A 15,116-nucleotide genomic window follows, 5' to 3' on the forward strand; every position below is an offset into this window, starting at 1 on the left:
TGTGCGGTGCGGCGATCTGACACGACGGCAATGTCCTATGCCACGGCGCCGCTCCGCAGTGCCACCCCCATGGCCCGCCGTCCCTGGCGGATCGGCCTTGCCCTGTCGCTGGTCGGCCACCTGACTCTCACCTCAACCATCGCTTTCGGGTTGCCGGGTTTCACGCTGTTGCTGGACCGCGGTCGCGTCGGCTCCGGCTTTGCCAATGTGCTTCTGTTCAGCGAAGACAAGGATGTTTCCGCGCCAACCAGCTTCAATGCAGTCGGGCTGGAAGCCATTACCGGCGATACCGAGGGCAATGACGAGGAGCAGCGTGAAACCCGCTTTGGCCGCGCCCTGACCCAGCTCGGTGAGCCGCAGCCCGGCCGCAGCAATGTAGAGGGACGCACACTCGCCCCCAACAGTGCAGAGACTGTTGAGAGCGAAGAGATAGACCCCTCGCCCCGTGCGCAGCCCGAGTTTCGGGAGATCGTCATGTTCGTCTCCGTGGCGGAGCCGTTCGACCGCATTGAGACGGGGCAGAGCAGCGCTGCAAGCGGGCTGCCGGAGGGCGCATCTGAGGGAGACGCCCGGAACACGGGCGGCGGCACCAACGACGCGACCGCCACCGACGCCGCGGGCCGCCCCTTGCCGGACTCTCTGGCGGCGGCGGTCCCGGCAGACCAGATCGCAACTCCGCCTGAGGGAGAGGCGCAGGATTCCGCGCTGCCGACGCTTCCGGTGGCGACGGCAAGCACGGTTCTGCCATCGCCGGACAACCAGCCTCTCGCCGAGAGCCCGGGGCGGTCAGCCGTCGGCGCAGATGAGTCGGGGACCGCATCGCAGGCCGTCACCGCCGGGCCTCTCCAGGCGCCAGCGACGGAACAGAGTGCGGCCCTCAGCCAGGACAGCAATGATCCGGCGACGCGGAGCCCCGAACCCCACACTGACCTGACCGCCAGCGTTTTTCAGCCCGGATTCCTGCCGCTGGCGCCAACAACCGGCAACACCAGTCGCGAGAGGGATGCCGGCCAGCCCCTGACCCAGGTGCCGGCGGTGGCCGGCGTTGCCGAGCAACCGGTCGAGTCAGCGCTGGATCGGGCACAGATTCCGGACCCACAGACGGGGACAAGCGTCGCCCGCCTGCTGCCAAGAGCCGACCGTGACCTGTCCGGTTCGATCATCACCGCCCAATCAGCGGACATTGCCACAAGCCCGGCAACGGAGGGCGGCGGCAGCAACACCCTGGCGCCGGACGCCCTGAGCACCGGACCGGCGACGCCGGCGCCGGCCGGCGACGTTCTTGCCCGCCTCCTGGCGCCACCGGTTCAGTTGACCAGCGCGGATGCGGATCCGAACCAGACCCAGGCCGGATGGCAACCGCCGGACGTGCGGCTGGCCAGAATCGGACTGCAGCTTGCAGAGATCGCCGAGGACCAGGAACAACGCTTGCGCACCCTGGCCGAACGCAGCGCGGTTGCCGACCGTGAGGCAGCCGCGCAATCAATCCAGCGGCTGCGCCGGCTGGCCGATCAGGGCTTCGCCCACGCGCAATACGCGCTGGCCGAACGGTACCTGCTGGGGGGCGACGTCGAACAGGACATTGACGAGGCCCGTCGCCTGCTGCGCGACGCCAGCCGACAGGACTTTGCCCCGGCGCAGGAGTTGCTGGCGACCCTGTCAGCCAGCGGAGTCGGCAAGCCACGCGACCTTGGTGAAGCCGTCGCCCTGCTGGATCAGGCGGCGGCCAATGGCAGCGATACCGCACGCCAGTTGCGGCAGGAACTGGAGCCATTCCTGTCTCCGGAGGACATCCTGCGCGCAGCGGTGATCAGGCAGGAGTTCAAGCCCGACCTGTCCAACCAGAGACGGCCCCGCTACATCGGCAATGAGGGAACTTCTCTCACCGCCGATCTGAACACCGCAGCCATCGCCGGCGATATAGGCTCCATCGCCACGGCCCTGTCACAGGGCGCCGACCCGGACGGCAAGGACACCTCCGGCCGCACCGCCATGATCAACGCCGCATGGCGCGGCCGGGTCGAGGCCATCAACGCCCTGCTCGACGCCGGCGCTTCGCTGACGGTTGCCGACCCTGACGGGCGGACCCCGCTGATGTGGGCATCATCAAATGGCCATGCCACTGTGGTTGATGCACTGGTTGACGCCAATGTGCCCGTGGATCAGGCCGACGCGGAGGGCGTCACCGCGCTGATGCGCGCGGCATGGAATGGCAATCCCGACATTGTCCGCGAACTGGTCCGCGCCGGTGCAAACCCGACACGGCGGGACGCTGAAGGCAATTCGGTGCTGGATTATGCACGACGGAACGGCAATCAGCAGGTACTGGCAGTCCTGACCGGTACTGGCGGTTAGCGGCACCGGCTGTCATTGGCGGAGCCCGGGTCTATACTCCGGCAACGGGCGCCATGCCGGCGCCGACTCCAGGCCGGACGGCGCAGGACAGCCCGATGAAGCTATCATTCGTTTCCTCAGATGCGCCCGACGCCCTGGCCGCCTGCAACCGGCTGAAGCAGCGCTATGGTGACCTGTCACCGGCCAGCGCCGATGTCATCGTCGCTCTGGGCGGCGATGGCTTCATGCTGGAAACGCTGCATCGCTACCTCAAACGGAAGAAGCCGATCTATGGCATGAACCGAGGCTCAGTCGGCTTCCTGATGAACAAGTATCGGGAGTCCGGCCTGCCCCGGCGCGTTGCCACCGCGGTCGAGCTGGACCTGCATCCGCTACACATGCGCGCCCATCAGGCCAATGGCCGGGTACGCGAGGCGCTGGCCATCAACGATGTTTCGATGCTGCGCCAGACCCGGCAGACGGCGCATCTGCGCATGAGCGTCGACGATGTGGAGCGACTGGAGCGTCTGGTGTGTGATGGTATTCTGGTCGCCACCCCGGCCGGCAGCACCGCCTATAATCTGTCAGTCTATGGTCCCATCCTGCCGCTGACTGCCGATGTGCTGGCGGTAACACCGATCAGCGCCTTTCGCCCGCGCCGGTGGCGAGGCGCCATTTTGCCGTCCCATGCGACCATCGCCATTGACGTCCTCGAAGCCGAGTTCCGTCCGGTCAGCGCGGTTGCCGACCATGTAGAGGTGCGCAACGTCACCCGCGTGGAAGTGCGTTCCGCACCGGAAGTCACGGTTCGTCTGTTGTTTGATCCCGAGCACGATCTGGAAGAGCGCATCGTCAAGGAGCAGTTCGAAACCTGATGGCGGTGGACCCGGACATGTCCGCCAGCGCCGTCCGTCAGCGCCGCCTGGCGGTGGCCAACAGCGCCATAGGGGCCGCGTTTGCCTGGCCGCGCTTCATAGCCACGCTTGCGGTCGGCGCCGCCGGCGGCTGGCTGGCATGGCAGGCGGATCTGCCGCTGGCCTGGATGCTGGGCGCCATGGTGGCAACCACCGGACTGACCCTGGCCGGCGTGCCGCTGGTCATGCACGGGCGGCTGCGCGCGATCATGATTGCGGTCATCGGCGTCATGCTGGGCAGCGCCTTTACGCCGGACCTGCTGAGCCGGGCCGGCGAGTGGGCCGTCTCCATAGGGATTCTGGCTGCTTTCATGTCCGTTTCCACATTCAGCCTCATGCTGTTCCTGCACAAGGTGGCAGGCTATGACCCGGCTACCGCCTATTTCTCCGCCGCCCCTGGCGGGCTGGTGGAGATGATAACCGTCGGCAGCGTCATGGGCGGGGACGACCGGATCATCGCCCTGACCCATGCGGTACGCCTGCTTATCGTCGTTCTGGCCATACCGTTCTTCTTTCGCTGGCTGCACGGCATCGGCAGCGGCGGGCCGCCCGGCGGCGGCGACCCCCTGCTGACCATGGCCGGGGCCGACATTGCCGTGCTGGTGGCGGCGGCGGTCCTTGGATTGCCGCTGGGCCGCCTGCTGCGCCTGCCGGCCTACCAGTTTCTGGGGCCCTTGTTCCTGAGCGCGGCGGCCCATCTGGGCGGCCTTACCGACTCAACACCACCACCGGAGCTGGTCGGCGTGGCGCAGGTGGTGATCGGCTGCGGTATCGGTGTCCGCTTCGCCGGCGTCAAACTGCGTGAGATGGCGCGCCCCATCGCCTTTGCCGCAGCGTCCAATCTGATGATGGTGCTTTTGGCCGGTGTGTTCGCCCTGTTGGCGCTGGTGATCGGCAGCGGCCAGTTCGGCGCCCTGCTGCTTGCCTATTCGCCGGGCGGACTGGCGGAAATGAGCCTGATTGCTCTCGCCATACAGGCGGATGTGGCGTTCGTCTCCACCCACCACATCGTCCGCATTCTGCTGGTGGTGAGCCTGGCGCCCATGGCCTTCATGGCGCTGCGACGCATGATGATGGGGCGGTCCTGAACCGCCAATTCATGCCAGAACCCGTTCAGGCGGCCTGTTCCAGACCAGCCGACCATTGGCCGGTCGCCGCCAGCGCGTTCATGCGTGAGCGATGCAGCAGCGCCTTCTGCGCGGCCGCCACATTGCCGGGCTTGCCAGCCCAGATCTTCAACGGCTGGGCCTGGAGCGCCCGGCCATAGGAGAAGCTGAGCGTCCACGGCAGATTCGGCGAGCTCCGGTTCATGGCGTCGAGATGAGCGGTTGCCGCCGCGTCGCTCTGGCCGCCCGAGAGAAAGGCGATTCCCGGCACGGCCGCCGGAACTGCCCGCAGGAAACAGCGCACGGTGGCTGCCGCCACTTCGTCCACCGGCGCCTGACGCCGGTTCTTCTCGCCGGAGACCACCATGTTGGTCTTGAGGATCAGACCCTCCAGAGAGACGTTCTGATCGGCCAGGGCGGCGAACAGGCGACGCAGCACGGTCTCGGTTACAGCCTCGCAGCGCTCTATGGAATGGTCGCCGTTCATCAGAACCTCCGGCTCCACCATCGGCACGATGCCGGCCTCCTGACACAGCGCCGCATAGCGGGCCAGCGCATGCACATTGGCTGAAATGCACCCGTCGCTGGGCAGCGTGTCATTGACCTCCAGTGCCGCACGCCATTTGGCGAAGCGCGCGCCCAGGCGGTGATAGTCCGCCAGACGCTGGCGCAGGCCATCCAGTCCCTCGGCCACTTTCTCTCCGGGGAAGCCGGCCAGGGGATGCATGCCGGTATCAACCTTGATGCCGGGAATGACGCCGGCGGCCTGCAGAATGGAGACGAAGGTGCGGCCATCGCTTGCCGACTGGCGCAGGGTTTCATCGTAGAGAATGACGCCGCTGATATACTGTCCCAGGTCCGGGGCCGTAAGCAGGACCTGGCGATAGTCACGCCGGGACTCTTCTGTGGACTCGACGCCAATGGACGCCAGACGCTGGCCGATGGTGCCGGTGCTTTCATCAGCCGCCAGAATGCCGCGACCGGGCGCAACCATAGCTTGTGCCGTGTGTTCCAGTGATCCAGCCGCCATGACGATGCCTCCGCCCAAGTGTTGCCGCATGAGCGGCAATCTACCCCAGCCATGCGGAGGATTCACCGCCCCACACGGTCAATTTCGGGGCTCGCCATGGCGGGGCCGGGCGGGCCGGCTATAGTCCGCGCAAATTCACACTGTCGAGGGTGTCCCATGACACCACCGCACAACGTCGGGCCCGGCGGGCCTGGCCGAAAATACGCCGCGCGGCTGGTCGTGGCGCTGATCGCCGGCGGCCTGTGGCTGGCCGCGCCTGGCCACCCAGCGGCGGCCCTGGACCGCAACGGCCAGTACGTCCCGCTGGGCCTTGGCGAAGCCACCTGCGCCACATGGAGTGCCGCCCGCCAGCAAGGCCAGGACATTGACCTGCGCGCCTGGCTGGACGGCTATCTGACCGCCTATAACCGCTTTGTTTATCCGGGCACGGACGTTGCCGCCGGCCGGGACATGGCAGACCTGCTGGCCTGGCTGGACGACACCTGCGGCGCGCAGCCGGACCTGCCGTTCAGCGCGGCGGTCGACCGGCTGGTCATCGTCCTGCACCACGGGCAGTAGCGGGCCTGCCGGCAACCCCGGCGATCCTGGCATTCAATGAAATGGTGCGGGCGGGGGGACTCGAACCCCCACGCCATTAGGCCCGGGATTTTAAGTCCCGTGCGTCTACCGGTTCCGCCACGCCCGCAGAGGCCGCCTGGGGCGACCGATAATCTAGTGCGGTAATCGCCGCCGCGCAGTGCGGCGTCCGGACCAAAGCATGGACCTGGGTGCGGTCATGATGTCTTCGCCCCGTCGATCACTCCCTCGATCACGGGGGTTTCGCCCTGGCTGCGCACATAGTCGGCCATTTCGCCGGCCGCCACGTCCAGACGCGCCGCATCAACACCGCGGATAACGATACTGACCCCCACCCGGCCCTGACGAAAGAACGGATAACTGCCAACCTCCAGGTCGCCATAGCGATCCTGCAGGTCGCCGACGAAGCGAGCCAGCGCCCCCTCCGCCAGCGGGCTGGAGATGGTGCGGCTCTGCATCGGCTCGCCGCCCACCAGCTCATGACGGAAACCGGCGAACATGGCCTGCATGATTGCCGGTACACCGGCCATGACGAAGACATTGTCCATACGAAAGCCGGGGGCCCGGCTGATGGGATTGTCGATCAGGGTAGCGCCGCGCGGAATGGTCGCCATGCGCAGCCGCGCCTCGTTGACGCCGCCATCGCCATAGTGGACCTGCAGCCGGCGCGCCGCCTCTTCATGGAGTTCCCATGGCACATCGAAGGCCTTGGCTACGGACGGCGCGGTGATGTCATCGTGAGTCGGGCCGATGCCGCCGGTAGTGAAGACATAGGTAAAGTGCCGGCGCACTTCATTGATGGTATCAATGATGGTCTGCTCAATATCGGGAATGATGCGGACCTGGCGCAGGCGAACGCCAAGCGCATTCAGTTGCTCCGCCAGCCACGGCATGTTGGCGTCCTTGGTCCGGCCGGACAGGATCTCATTGCCGATAATGACAATGCAGGCCGTGCTCTCCCGGCCGTCCCCGACGTCGCTCATTGAGACCCCTCAAGCCCATGGTCCACCGGCCATGACCTGCCAGGCGGTAGGCAGCCAGTTTACACGCTGCGCCGCCGGGTGGCACCTGTCGGGGACGTGAGGCCGGGGTGTGGGAGCCTGGGTGTGGGGGCCGCCTTGCCACCGGCTCGCCAGACAGGCCACCCTGCCCGCCATGCGATGGTCCAAACCCCTCGTCCAGGCCCGTCTGGTGCGGCGTTACAAGCGCTTTCTGGCGGATGCCGAACTGACGTCCGGCGAAACGGTGACCGCCCACTGCGCCAATCCCGGCGCCATGACCGGTCTGGCGGAACCCGGCAGCGAGATCTGGCTGGCGCCGGCCGCTTCGCCCAAACGGCGTCTCGACTGGAGCTGGGAGCTGGTCCGAGTGGCGCCGGGACCGCGTGGCCTGGTGGGCATCAACACCAGCCGGCCCAACCTCCTGGTGGAGGAAGCCATTGCCGGCGGACACCTCGAACCCTTGACGGGCTATGACCATAGGCAACGGGAAGTACGGTATGGCCGCAATTCGCGAATCGACTTCCTTTTGAGCAACGATGACCGGCCGCCCTGCTATGTGGAGGTGAAGAACGTTCATCTGCGGCGCGACGGCGTTGGAGGGATGGGACTGGCCGAGTTTCCGGATTCAGTCACAGCCCGCGGCGCCAAGCACCTGGATGAACTGGCCGATGTGGCCCGCGCCGGCGGCCGGGCGGTCATGCTGTATGTGATACAGAGGGCCGACTGCGGCCAGTTTGCCCTGGCCACCGACATCGACCCGACCTATAGCGCGGCCTTCACCGCGGCGCGTCGGGCCGGCGTGGAGGCCTATGCCTGGGCCTGCAAAATCAATCTGAAGGAAGTGCGCATGGACGGCCCCATCGCCCTCGCGCTATGACTGCACCATGAGCAGCTACGGCGAAGAGATGGCCGAGACCGCCGCCAGGGCCGATACGGTGCCGATTCACGGGCCCGAGGCCTTCGCCGCCATGCGTCGGGCCGGGCGACTGGCTGCCGAAACCCTTGATTTCGTTGCGCCCCATGTGCAGCCAGGCGTATCCACCGGCGAGCTGGACCGGCTGTGCGCCGGATTTATCAGCGACCATGGCGCCATTGCCGCGCCCCTTAATTATCGCGGCTTTCCCAAGTCCATATGCACGTCGGTCAATCATGTGGTCTGCCACGGCATCCCCGATGATACCAAGCGTCTGACCAACGGCGACATCCTTAACATCGATGTGACGGTCATCGTCGATGGTTGGCACGGCGATACCAGCCGCATGTATTACGCCGGCGACGTCGGCGTGAAGGCGCGGCGCCTGGTGGCGACGACCTATGACGCCATGATGGCCGGCATTGCCGAGGTGCGACCGGGCGCGACACTGGGCGATATCGGACACGCCATCCAGTCCCTGGCGGAGGGACAACGAATGTCTGTTGTCAGGGATTTCTGCGGCCACGGCATTGGCAAGGTGTTTCACGACGCGCCAAGCATCCTGCACTATGGCGAGCCCGGCGCCGGAATGGCCTTGCAGCCGGGCATGTTCTTCACCATCGAGCCGATGATCAATGCCGGCACCTGGCAGGTGAAAGTACTCAACGACGGCTGGACGGCCGTTACCCGCGACCGGGCGCTGTCTGCCCAGTTCGAGCATACCCTTGGGGTCACCGAAGACGGGTACGAGGTTTTTACCCTGTCCCCCAAAGAATGGCATCAGCCGCCCTACCCGGCCCCGGATGCATGAGCGAACGCGTCTGAGAAGCGGACGATGTCTGAGGACGACGGAACACAGGGCCACCGCCAGCGACTGCGGGCGCGCTTTGTAAACGGCGGCGAACGTAGTGTCGCTGACTATGAGTTGTTGGAAATGGTGCTGTTCAACGCCATCCCCCGGCGCGATACCAAAGCGATTGCCAAGGCGCTTCTGGACCAGTTCAAGAGCCTGAGCGGCGTTCTGACCGCGCCACCGGAGCGGCTGTCGCGGGTGGCCGGCGTAGGTGACGCGGCGATTGCCGCCATCAAGGTGGTGGAGAGCGCCGCCCACCGCCTGGCGCGGGAAGAAATGCAGCAGGGAACCGTGCTGTCCAACTGGCAGTCCCTGATCAAGTATCTGCGGGCCAGCATGGCGCACCTTAAGCGCGAGCAGTTTCGCATCCTCTACCTGGACAGCCGCAACGCGGTTATCGCCGACGAGGTGCAGAACGAAGGCACGCTTGATCACACATCCGTCTACCCCCGCGAGGTTGTAGCCAGAGCGCTCGACTTCGGCGCCGCGTCGATCATCATGGCGCACAATCACCCGTCTGGTGATCCGACACCATCGCGGGCCGATATTGCCATGACCAGGCAGGTGCAGACGGCCGCCCAGTCCCTGGGGATTACGCTGCACGATCATCTGATTGTCGGCCGCGCCGGTCACGCCAGTTTCCGCCAGCTAGGTCTGCTATAGCCGGCAACCGGCAGCACCCTGCGGCGCTTTGGCACACACCTCGCCACGCAACAAGACTGCCGGCATTAGTTTGCTCTTAATTTCTAAAGCTTACCGAATTGTGTCCTGGACCAACCCCGTGGCAGGACACCATGCGCAGCACAGACCTTCTCGACCGGCCGGACACCAATATCACGACGCGTCGCGGTAAGGCTGCCCGCAAGCTGGCCACCAGCATCACACCGACACAGACCCGAGCGGTTCTTTGCGGACAACGACGTCATCGTCAGCAAAACCAATCTCAAAAGTGAAATCACCTATGTGAACCGGGTCTTCATGGCCATCTCGGGATTTACTGAGCCAGAGCTTCTCGGCCAGCCACACAGCATGATCCGCCATCCGGACATGCCGCGCGCCGTGTTCAAGCTGTTGTGGGACCGCCTGGGCGCAGGCCATGAAATTTTCGCCTATGTCAAGAACATGACCAAGAGCGGTGACTACTACTGGGTTCACGCTCACGTCACCCAGTCCATCTCCACCGCCATCGAGCAGCAAGGTGCAGCAGGCGGCAACCGGGACGCAGGATGCAGCGCGCAATGTGACCGAGATGCAGCAGGCGGCCTCGGAAACCGGCGCCATTTCCAGCCAAGTGCGAGACGCATCCGGCCAGTTGTCGAAGGAGGCCGAACAGCTTCGCAATCAGATCGAGTCGTTCATCAGCGACATCACCGGCAAGTCGCCGACCTGACGACAAGACTTGCCAGCGAAAACAGCGGCCCCGGCGTGCATGCCGGGGCCGTTTTCGTTAGTCTGGCGGTGACCACCACTGGACACAAGGGCGACGGCGACCGACCTTGCCGCATGTTCTCACCAAGGCCGGCCGGATGATCGTTCTGCGCGTGTTTCTGCCCTTCGCGGCAGGCTATTTTCTGAGCTACCTGTTCCGCACGGTCAACGCCGTGGCAGCGCCCCATATCATGGCCGATTTAGGTCTGGGGCCGGGCCTGATCGGCCTGCTGACCGGCGCCTATTTCCTGGCATTCGCGGCAGCCCAGTTGCCGCTTGGTTATGCGCTCGACCGCTTCGGACCGCGCCGCAGCGAGGCGACCCTGCTAACCGTGGCGGCCGGCGGCAGCCTGCTGTTCGCCATGGCCGACAGTGTGACGGGACTAGTCATCGGCCGCGCCCTGATCGGCCTCGGCGTCTCGGCGTGCCTGATGGCGTCGCTCAAGATATTCGCCCTGTGGTACCCGCGTGAGCGCCTGCCGCTAATCAACGGCATGGTGCTGGCAACTGGCGGACTCGGCGCCCTGGCCGCCACCACCCCGGTGGAAGTGGCGCTGGGACTGACCGACTGGCGCGGCGTGTTCGTCTGGCTGGCGGCCCTGACCCTGGCAGCGGCAGCGGCGATCATCGGCGTCGTACCGGAGAAAGCGCGGACCGGCCCGGGCGGCTCGCCGCCGGCGGGGCTGGACGGCCTGCGGCGGGTGGTCGGTGACCCCCGGTTCTGGCGAATCGCCCCGGTCACCGCCATGGTGCAGGCCGCCTATCTGGCGATCCAGGGTCTGTGGGCCGGCGCCTGGCTGCGCACGGTAGCGGGACACGACGCCCTGAGTGCGGCCAACCACCTTCTGGTCATGGCGGTCGCCATGGTCGCCGGCTATCTGGCCCTGGGCGCGCTGTCCACCCACCTGACCCGGCGGGGCTACGCGACGCTTCACGTAGCGGCCGGCGGCATGTTGATCTTTCTGCTTGTCCAGGTTGGTCTGGTTCTGCAACTGACCTGGCTGTCGTGGCCGCTGATCATTCTGTTCGGCTTCTTTGGCACGGCCGGCACCCTGAGCTTTGCGGTGCTTGCCGGCATCTTTTCCACCGACATCGTCGGTCGCGCCAATACGACACTCAATCTGCTGATTTTCGTCGGCGCCTTCGCTGTCCAGGCCGGCATGGGCTGGCTGATCGAACACTGGCCCGCCGGCGGCTATCCCGCCGCCTTCGGCATTGTCCTGGTGCTGGAGGTGGCCGGCTTCGCCTGGCTGCTTGTGTCACCGGCCCGTCTGGACGGCAGCACAGAGCCACCTCAATGAGCGTAGTCGGAGCCTTCCCGGTCGAGCACCCGACGGATGGCGGCCAGGTGGAAGAACGCATTTTCACGCTCATAGTCGAGCTGTGATGCAGTGGCTTCGCAGGTTGCCTGATCAAGCTCGCGCAGGGGCTGTCCGGTGGCCGCCGCCAGAACCTGCACCTTGGCCGCCTGCTCAAGGTAGTAGAGGTCATCAAAGCCCTGGGCGATGGTGCGGCCCGCCACCAGAACGCCGTGATTGGCCATGAACAGAATGCGTCTGCCGGCCATGGCGCGGCACAGCCGGTCCCCTTCGTCATTGGCCAGCGCCAGACCGGCATAGGCGTCGTCATGGGCGCATTGACCGTAGAAGCGAAGGGCGTTCTGGCTGGCCATGATCAGACGGCCGCCTTTGACCGAGGCGATGGCGGTGGCGTAGGGCATGTGGGTATGAAACAGCGCCCGCGCTGCCGGCGCGCCCTGGTGCACGCGGGCGTGGATGAACAACGAGGTCAGCTCCACCGTGCTGCCGACGCCGCTTTCAGGCCCGTCAACCACACGCCCCTCGCCGTCACATAACAACAGGCTGGAGGCAGTGATCTCCGACCAATGCCAGCCCCAGCCGTTGATCAGAAACCGGTCGTCAGCCACGGCATAGCTGAAATGGTTGGAAATCCCCTCATTGAGGCCGAGACGATCGGCCCAGCGAAACGTCGCCGCCAGATCGCGCCGGACCTCCTGAATATCCTCCGCCATGGCATGTCCCCGGACAGGTTCCGATCAGACGAAATTAGGGCTCGCGCGGCGGTGTGCCAAGAGGCCCGCAGGGGGCGCACCAGAACAGCAAAATGTGATAGCCTGGCCAGAGGCGACGCAGGTCTCCGCGCCGTCAGGGCCGATCAAGCGAGAGCCGTATGATTCCGCGCTATTCACGACCGGAAATGACTGCCATCTGGGAACCGGAAACGCGGTTCCGCATATGGTTCGAAATCGAGGCCCATGCGGCGGATGCCAATGCCCGGCTGGGCGTCATTCCCGCCGCCGCGGCGCGGACCGTGTGGGAGCGAGGCCAGTGGGAGATCGCGCGGATCGATGAGATCGAGCGCGAGTTGAAACACGACGTTCTGGCGTTCCTGACCAATCTGGCCGAGCATGTGGGACCACAAGCCAGATTTGTCCATCGCGGCATGACGTCATCGGACGTGCTGGATACCGCCTTTGCGGTGCAGCTTACACGGGCCAGCGATTTGTTGATCAGCGACGTGGACGGGCTGCTGGCGGCCCTGCGCAAGCGCGCCGTGGAACACCGCCACACCCCGTGCGTCGGCCGCAGCCACGGTATCCACGCGGAGCCGACGACCTTCGGCCTGAAACTGCTTGGCCACTATGCGGAGTTCGTGCGCCATCGCGCGCGGCTGGTAGCGGCGCGGCGGGAAATCGCCACCTGCGCCATATCCGGCGCCGTGGGCACCTACGCCAACATCCATCCGGCGGTGGAAGCAGAGGTTGCCGAGAAACTCGGCCTGGAGCCGGAGCCGGTCTCCACCCAGGTCATTCCGCGTGATCGCCATGCCATGTTTTTTGCCACCCTCGGCGTCGTGGCCAGCGGACTGGAGCGGCTGGCCACAGAAATCCGCCACCTGCAGCGCACGGAAGTGCGCGAGGCCGAGGAATATTTCGCGCCCGGCCAGAAAGGGTCGAGCGCCATGCCACACAAACGCAATCCGGTTCTGAGTGAGAATATCACCGGACTGGCCCGGCTGGTTCGCGGCATGGTGACGCCGGCGCTGGAGAATGTGGCCCTGTGGCACGAGCGGGACATTTCCCACTCCAGCGTCGAGCGGGTGATCGGACCCGACGGCACTATCGCGCTGGACTTCGCCCTGGCCCGCATGGCCGGCGTGGTGGAGCGGCTGTCGATCTATCCCGAGGCCATGCAGGCCAATCTGGATCGTATGCGCGGGCTTGTCTTCTCAGAGCGTGTGCTGCTGGCCTTGACCGATGGCGGCATGGCGCGTGAAGACGCCTATCGCCTGGTGCAGCGCAACGCCATGAAGGTATGGGAAGGCGCCACCGATTTTCAGGCCTGTCTGGCCGCGGATCCGGACGTCAGTGAGATGCTGCCGGCGGCAACCCTGGCCGGCCTTTTCGACGTGACGGGTCATCTGGACCGGATCGATGCGGTTTTCGACCGGGTGCTGGGAGACAGCGCGGGGCCCGAGCAAACCGCCGCCGTGAGGCAGCGGGCCGCAAGCTAAGACAATTCAGGCCTTCTCGCCCTGAATCTGAGCCTTGGCGTCCCCCATCAGACGATCCATCTGGCGCCGCAGCCGACGTTCGTCCATATCGACCGACTGCGCCCGGCAGTCCGCCAGCACCTTGGCCACCACATCGTCATCGCCGGGCTTTTCGAAGTCAGACGACACCACCTCGCGGGCATAGGCCTCAGCCGCATCGCCCTTCATGCCGAATTGCTCCGCCGCCCACAGCCCAAGCAACTTGTTGCGCCGGGCGGTTACGCGAAAACGCAGTTCCTCGTCCCGCTGAAACTGGCGCTCAAAACCTTTTTCCCGGTCGTCGAAATTGCTCATATACCGAAGTTTCCCTGATCATGGTCCATGCCGTGGTCCGCACCGCCAGCCGCGCCAGGGCGCGGTGACAATACGAAACGCAGCCATTGCCGCTTTGTTCCACAAAGCCAATACTATCACAACCAGCCACATAGTCCCGATGGCCCCGATGTCATACCCGCCGTCCCTGGGCCCGTCGCCTTCAGAGGCGAGGCGAGAGACCCGACCACCCCGGATGGCCCGGCCATGTGCACACTGATTCTGCTGCGCCGGCCGGGCCATGACTGGCCGCTGATCGTTGGCGCCAACCGCGACGAGGCCCGCGACCGGCCGTGGCGACCACCGGCCGCGCACTGGCCGGACCGGCCGGGCGTGATTGGTGGTCTGGACCTGGAAGCCGGCGGTTCGTGGCTGGTCCTCTCACCGTCCGGCATTGTAGCGGCGGTGCTCAACGGGCCGCTTAGCCGGGGCCCGGCCGCCGGCTATCGCTCACGCGGCGAGCTGGTGCTGGAGGCCGCGGACGGTGTGTCCGCCACGCAGTCGGCCGAAGCCCTGGCCGATCTGAACGGGGCGGCCTTCCGGCCCTTCAGTCTGGTCGTCGCCGATGACGCGGCGGCATGGCTGGTGCGCAACTTCAGGGCGAGCCACGACAATGGCCAGCCGCAGGAACAGGTGGACGTGACGCGCCTGGCCGATGGTCTGACCATGCTGACCACCAGCGGCATCCCAAACGACATGAGCCATCCGCGGATTCGCGACTATCTGCCCCGGTTTTCCTCGCTTGTCGCGCCTGACCCGCAGGCCGGTGGCGAGGGAAGCTGGAGCGGCTGGGAAACTCTGATGGGCAGCCGTCATTCGGCGGACGGGGCCGGTCCACGCGGCGCCATGAGCCTGGCCGGACCCGGCGACCACGGCACCGTATCCAGCTCGATTATCGCCGTGCCGGCGGCGAGGACGTCAGGCGGCGGATCCCGCCCGGTGTGGCGCTTTGCCGCCGGACCACCCCACCAAACCGCCTATGCGACGGTTGGCCTGGCGGGCCACTTGCCGCCGGATCGCTGACGGGCGGGGGCAACTCCCGCCGGCCAGTGAAGGGTGTTAGGTTGGTCATTGAC

Annotated in this window: 15 protein-coding genes, 1 tRNA gene and 1 pseudogene; 12 read left to right on the forward strand and 5 right to left on the reverse strand. The window is 66.0% G+C overall.

Annotated elements, in window-relative coordinates; genetic code table 11:
- Positions 1-69: 69 nt before the first annotated feature.
- From RIE31_03100 to RIE31_03110, 3 genes are all read left to right on the forward strand, one after another.
- Complete coding sequence (locus tag RIE31_03100) at positions 70-2,355, forward strand: ankyrin repeat domain-containing protein (protein ID MEQ8639590.1); 2,286 nt, start codon at positions 70-72, stop codon at positions 2,353-2,355.
- A gap of 95 nt (positions 2,356-2,450) precedes the next feature.
- Positions 2,451-3,209 carry an NAD kinase gene (locus tag RIE31_03105; protein ID MEQ8639591.1) on the forward strand — a complete coding sequence of 253 codons (759 nt, stop codon included), beginning with the start codon at positions 2,451-2,453 and terminating at the stop codon, positions 3,207-3,209.
- A 17-nt stretch (positions 3,210-3,226) separates the two neighbouring features.
- The gene (locus RIE31_03110) at positions 3,227-4,336 is read left to right on the forward strand and encodes an AbrB family transcriptional regulator (protein MEQ8639592.1); all 1,110 of its coding nucleotides are present in this window, start codon (positions 3,227-3,229) and stop codon (positions 4,334-4,336) included.
- Positions 4,337-4,361: 25 nt separating this feature from the next.
- Here the strand turns inward: RIE31_03110 and RIE31_03115 are convergent, their stop codons facing one another.
- The gene (locus tag RIE31_03115; GenBank protein ID MEQ8639593.1) at positions 4,362-5,384 is read right to left on the reverse strand and encodes a class I fructose-bisphosphate aldolase; all 1,023 of its coding nucleotides are present in this window, start codon (positions 5,382-5,384) and stop codon (positions 4,362-4,364) included.
- Between the two features lie 156 nt (positions 5,385-5,540).
- On the opposite strand from RIE31_03115, the gene RIE31_03120 reads away from it, so the two are divergent.
- Positions 5,541-5,942, forward strand: a complete 402-nt coding sequence (locus tag RIE31_03120) for a hypothetical protein (protein MEQ8639594.1) — start codon at positions 5,541-5,543, stop codon at positions 5,940-5,942.
- A gap of 42 nt (positions 5,943-5,984) precedes the next feature.
- Here RIE31_03120 and RIE31_03125 read toward each other — a convergent pair.
- Positions 5,985-6,069, reverse strand: a tRNA-Leu gene (locus tag RIE31_03125).
- Between the two features lie 88 nt (positions 6,070-6,157).
- Positions 6,158-6,943: a competence/damage-inducible protein A gene (locus RIE31_03130; GenBank protein MEQ8639595.1), complete on the reverse strand. Its 786-nt coding sequence runs from the start codon at positions 6,941-6,943 to the stop codon at positions 6,158-6,160.
- Between the two features lie 172 nt (positions 6,944-7,115).
- On the opposite strand from RIE31_03130, the gene sfsA reads away from it, so the two are divergent.
- From sfsA to RIE31_03160, 6 genes and pseudogenes are all read left to right on the forward strand, one after another.
- Positions 7,116-7,838, forward strand: coding sequence for a DNA/RNA nuclease SfsA (gene sfsA / locus RIE31_03135; GenBank protein ID MEQ8639596.1), 723 nt, complete (start codon positions 7,116-7,118; stop codon positions 7,836-7,838).
- A gap of 7 nt (positions 7,839-7,845) precedes the next feature.
- Positions 7,846-8,685: a type I methionyl aminopeptidase gene (map, locus tag RIE31_03140; protein MEQ8639597.1), complete on the forward strand. Its 840-nt coding sequence runs from the start codon at positions 7,846-7,848 to the stop codon at positions 8,683-8,685.
- A 24-nt stretch (positions 8,686-8,709) separates the two neighbouring features.
- On the forward strand, positions 8,710-9,390 hold the full coding sequence (gene radC / locus RIE31_03145; protein ID MEQ8639598.1) for a DNA repair protein RadC: 681 nt from the start codon (positions 8,710-8,712) through the stop codon (positions 9,388-9,390).
- A 192-nt stretch (positions 9,391-9,582) separates the two neighbouring features.
- Positions 9,583-9,900: pseudogene (locus RIE31_03150) on the forward strand (PAS domain-containing protein).
- Between the two features lie 25 nt (positions 9,901-9,925).
- Positions 9,926-10,117: a hypothetical protein gene (locus RIE31_03155; GenBank protein ID MEQ8639599.1), complete on the forward strand. Its 192-nt coding sequence runs from the start codon at positions 9,926-9,928 to the stop codon at positions 10,115-10,117.
- Positions 10,118-10,223: 106 nt separating this feature from the next.
- Positions 10,224-11,456 carry an MFS transporter gene (locus RIE31_03160; protein MEQ8639600.1) on the forward strand — a complete coding sequence of 411 codons (1,233 nt, stop codon included), beginning with the start codon at positions 10,224-10,226 and terminating at the stop codon, positions 11,454-11,456.
- Here RIE31_03160 and RIE31_03165 read toward each other — a convergent pair.
- Positions 11,450-12,187, reverse strand: coding sequence for an aldolase (locus RIE31_03165; protein MEQ8639601.1), 738 nt, complete (start codon positions 12,185-12,187; stop codon positions 11,450-11,452). The genes RIE31_03160 and RIE31_03165 overlap by 7 nt on opposite strands.
- A gap of 158 nt (positions 12,188-12,345) precedes the next feature.
- On the opposite strand from RIE31_03165, the gene purB reads away from it, so the two are divergent.
- Positions 12,346-13,689, forward strand: a complete 1,344-nt coding sequence (gene purB, locus RIE31_03170) for an adenylosuccinate lyase (protein ID MEQ8639602.1) — start codon at positions 12,346-12,348, stop codon at positions 13,687-13,689.
- A 6-nt stretch (positions 13,690-13,695) separates the two neighbouring features.
- Here purB and RIE31_03175 read toward each other — a convergent pair whose 3' ends face one another.
- Positions 13,696-14,022, reverse strand: coding sequence for a DUF1476 domain-containing protein (locus tag RIE31_03175; protein MEQ8639603.1), 327 nt, complete (start codon positions 14,020-14,022; stop codon positions 13,696-13,698).
- A 225-nt stretch (positions 14,023-14,247) separates the two neighbouring features.
- Here RIE31_03175 and RIE31_03180 point away from each other — a divergent pair, with 225 nt between their 5' ends.
- Positions 14,248-15,063: an NRDE family protein gene (locus tag RIE31_03180; protein MEQ8639604.1), complete on the forward strand. Its 816-nt coding sequence runs from the start codon at positions 14,248-14,250 to the stop codon at positions 15,061-15,063.
- Positions 15,064-15,116: the final 53 nt, after the last annotated feature.

It is taken from the genome of Alphaproteobacteria bacterium (assembly GCA_040218575.1).
Lineage (GTDB): Bacteria > Pseudomonadota > Alphaproteobacteria > JAVJRE01 > JAVJRE01 > JAVJRE01.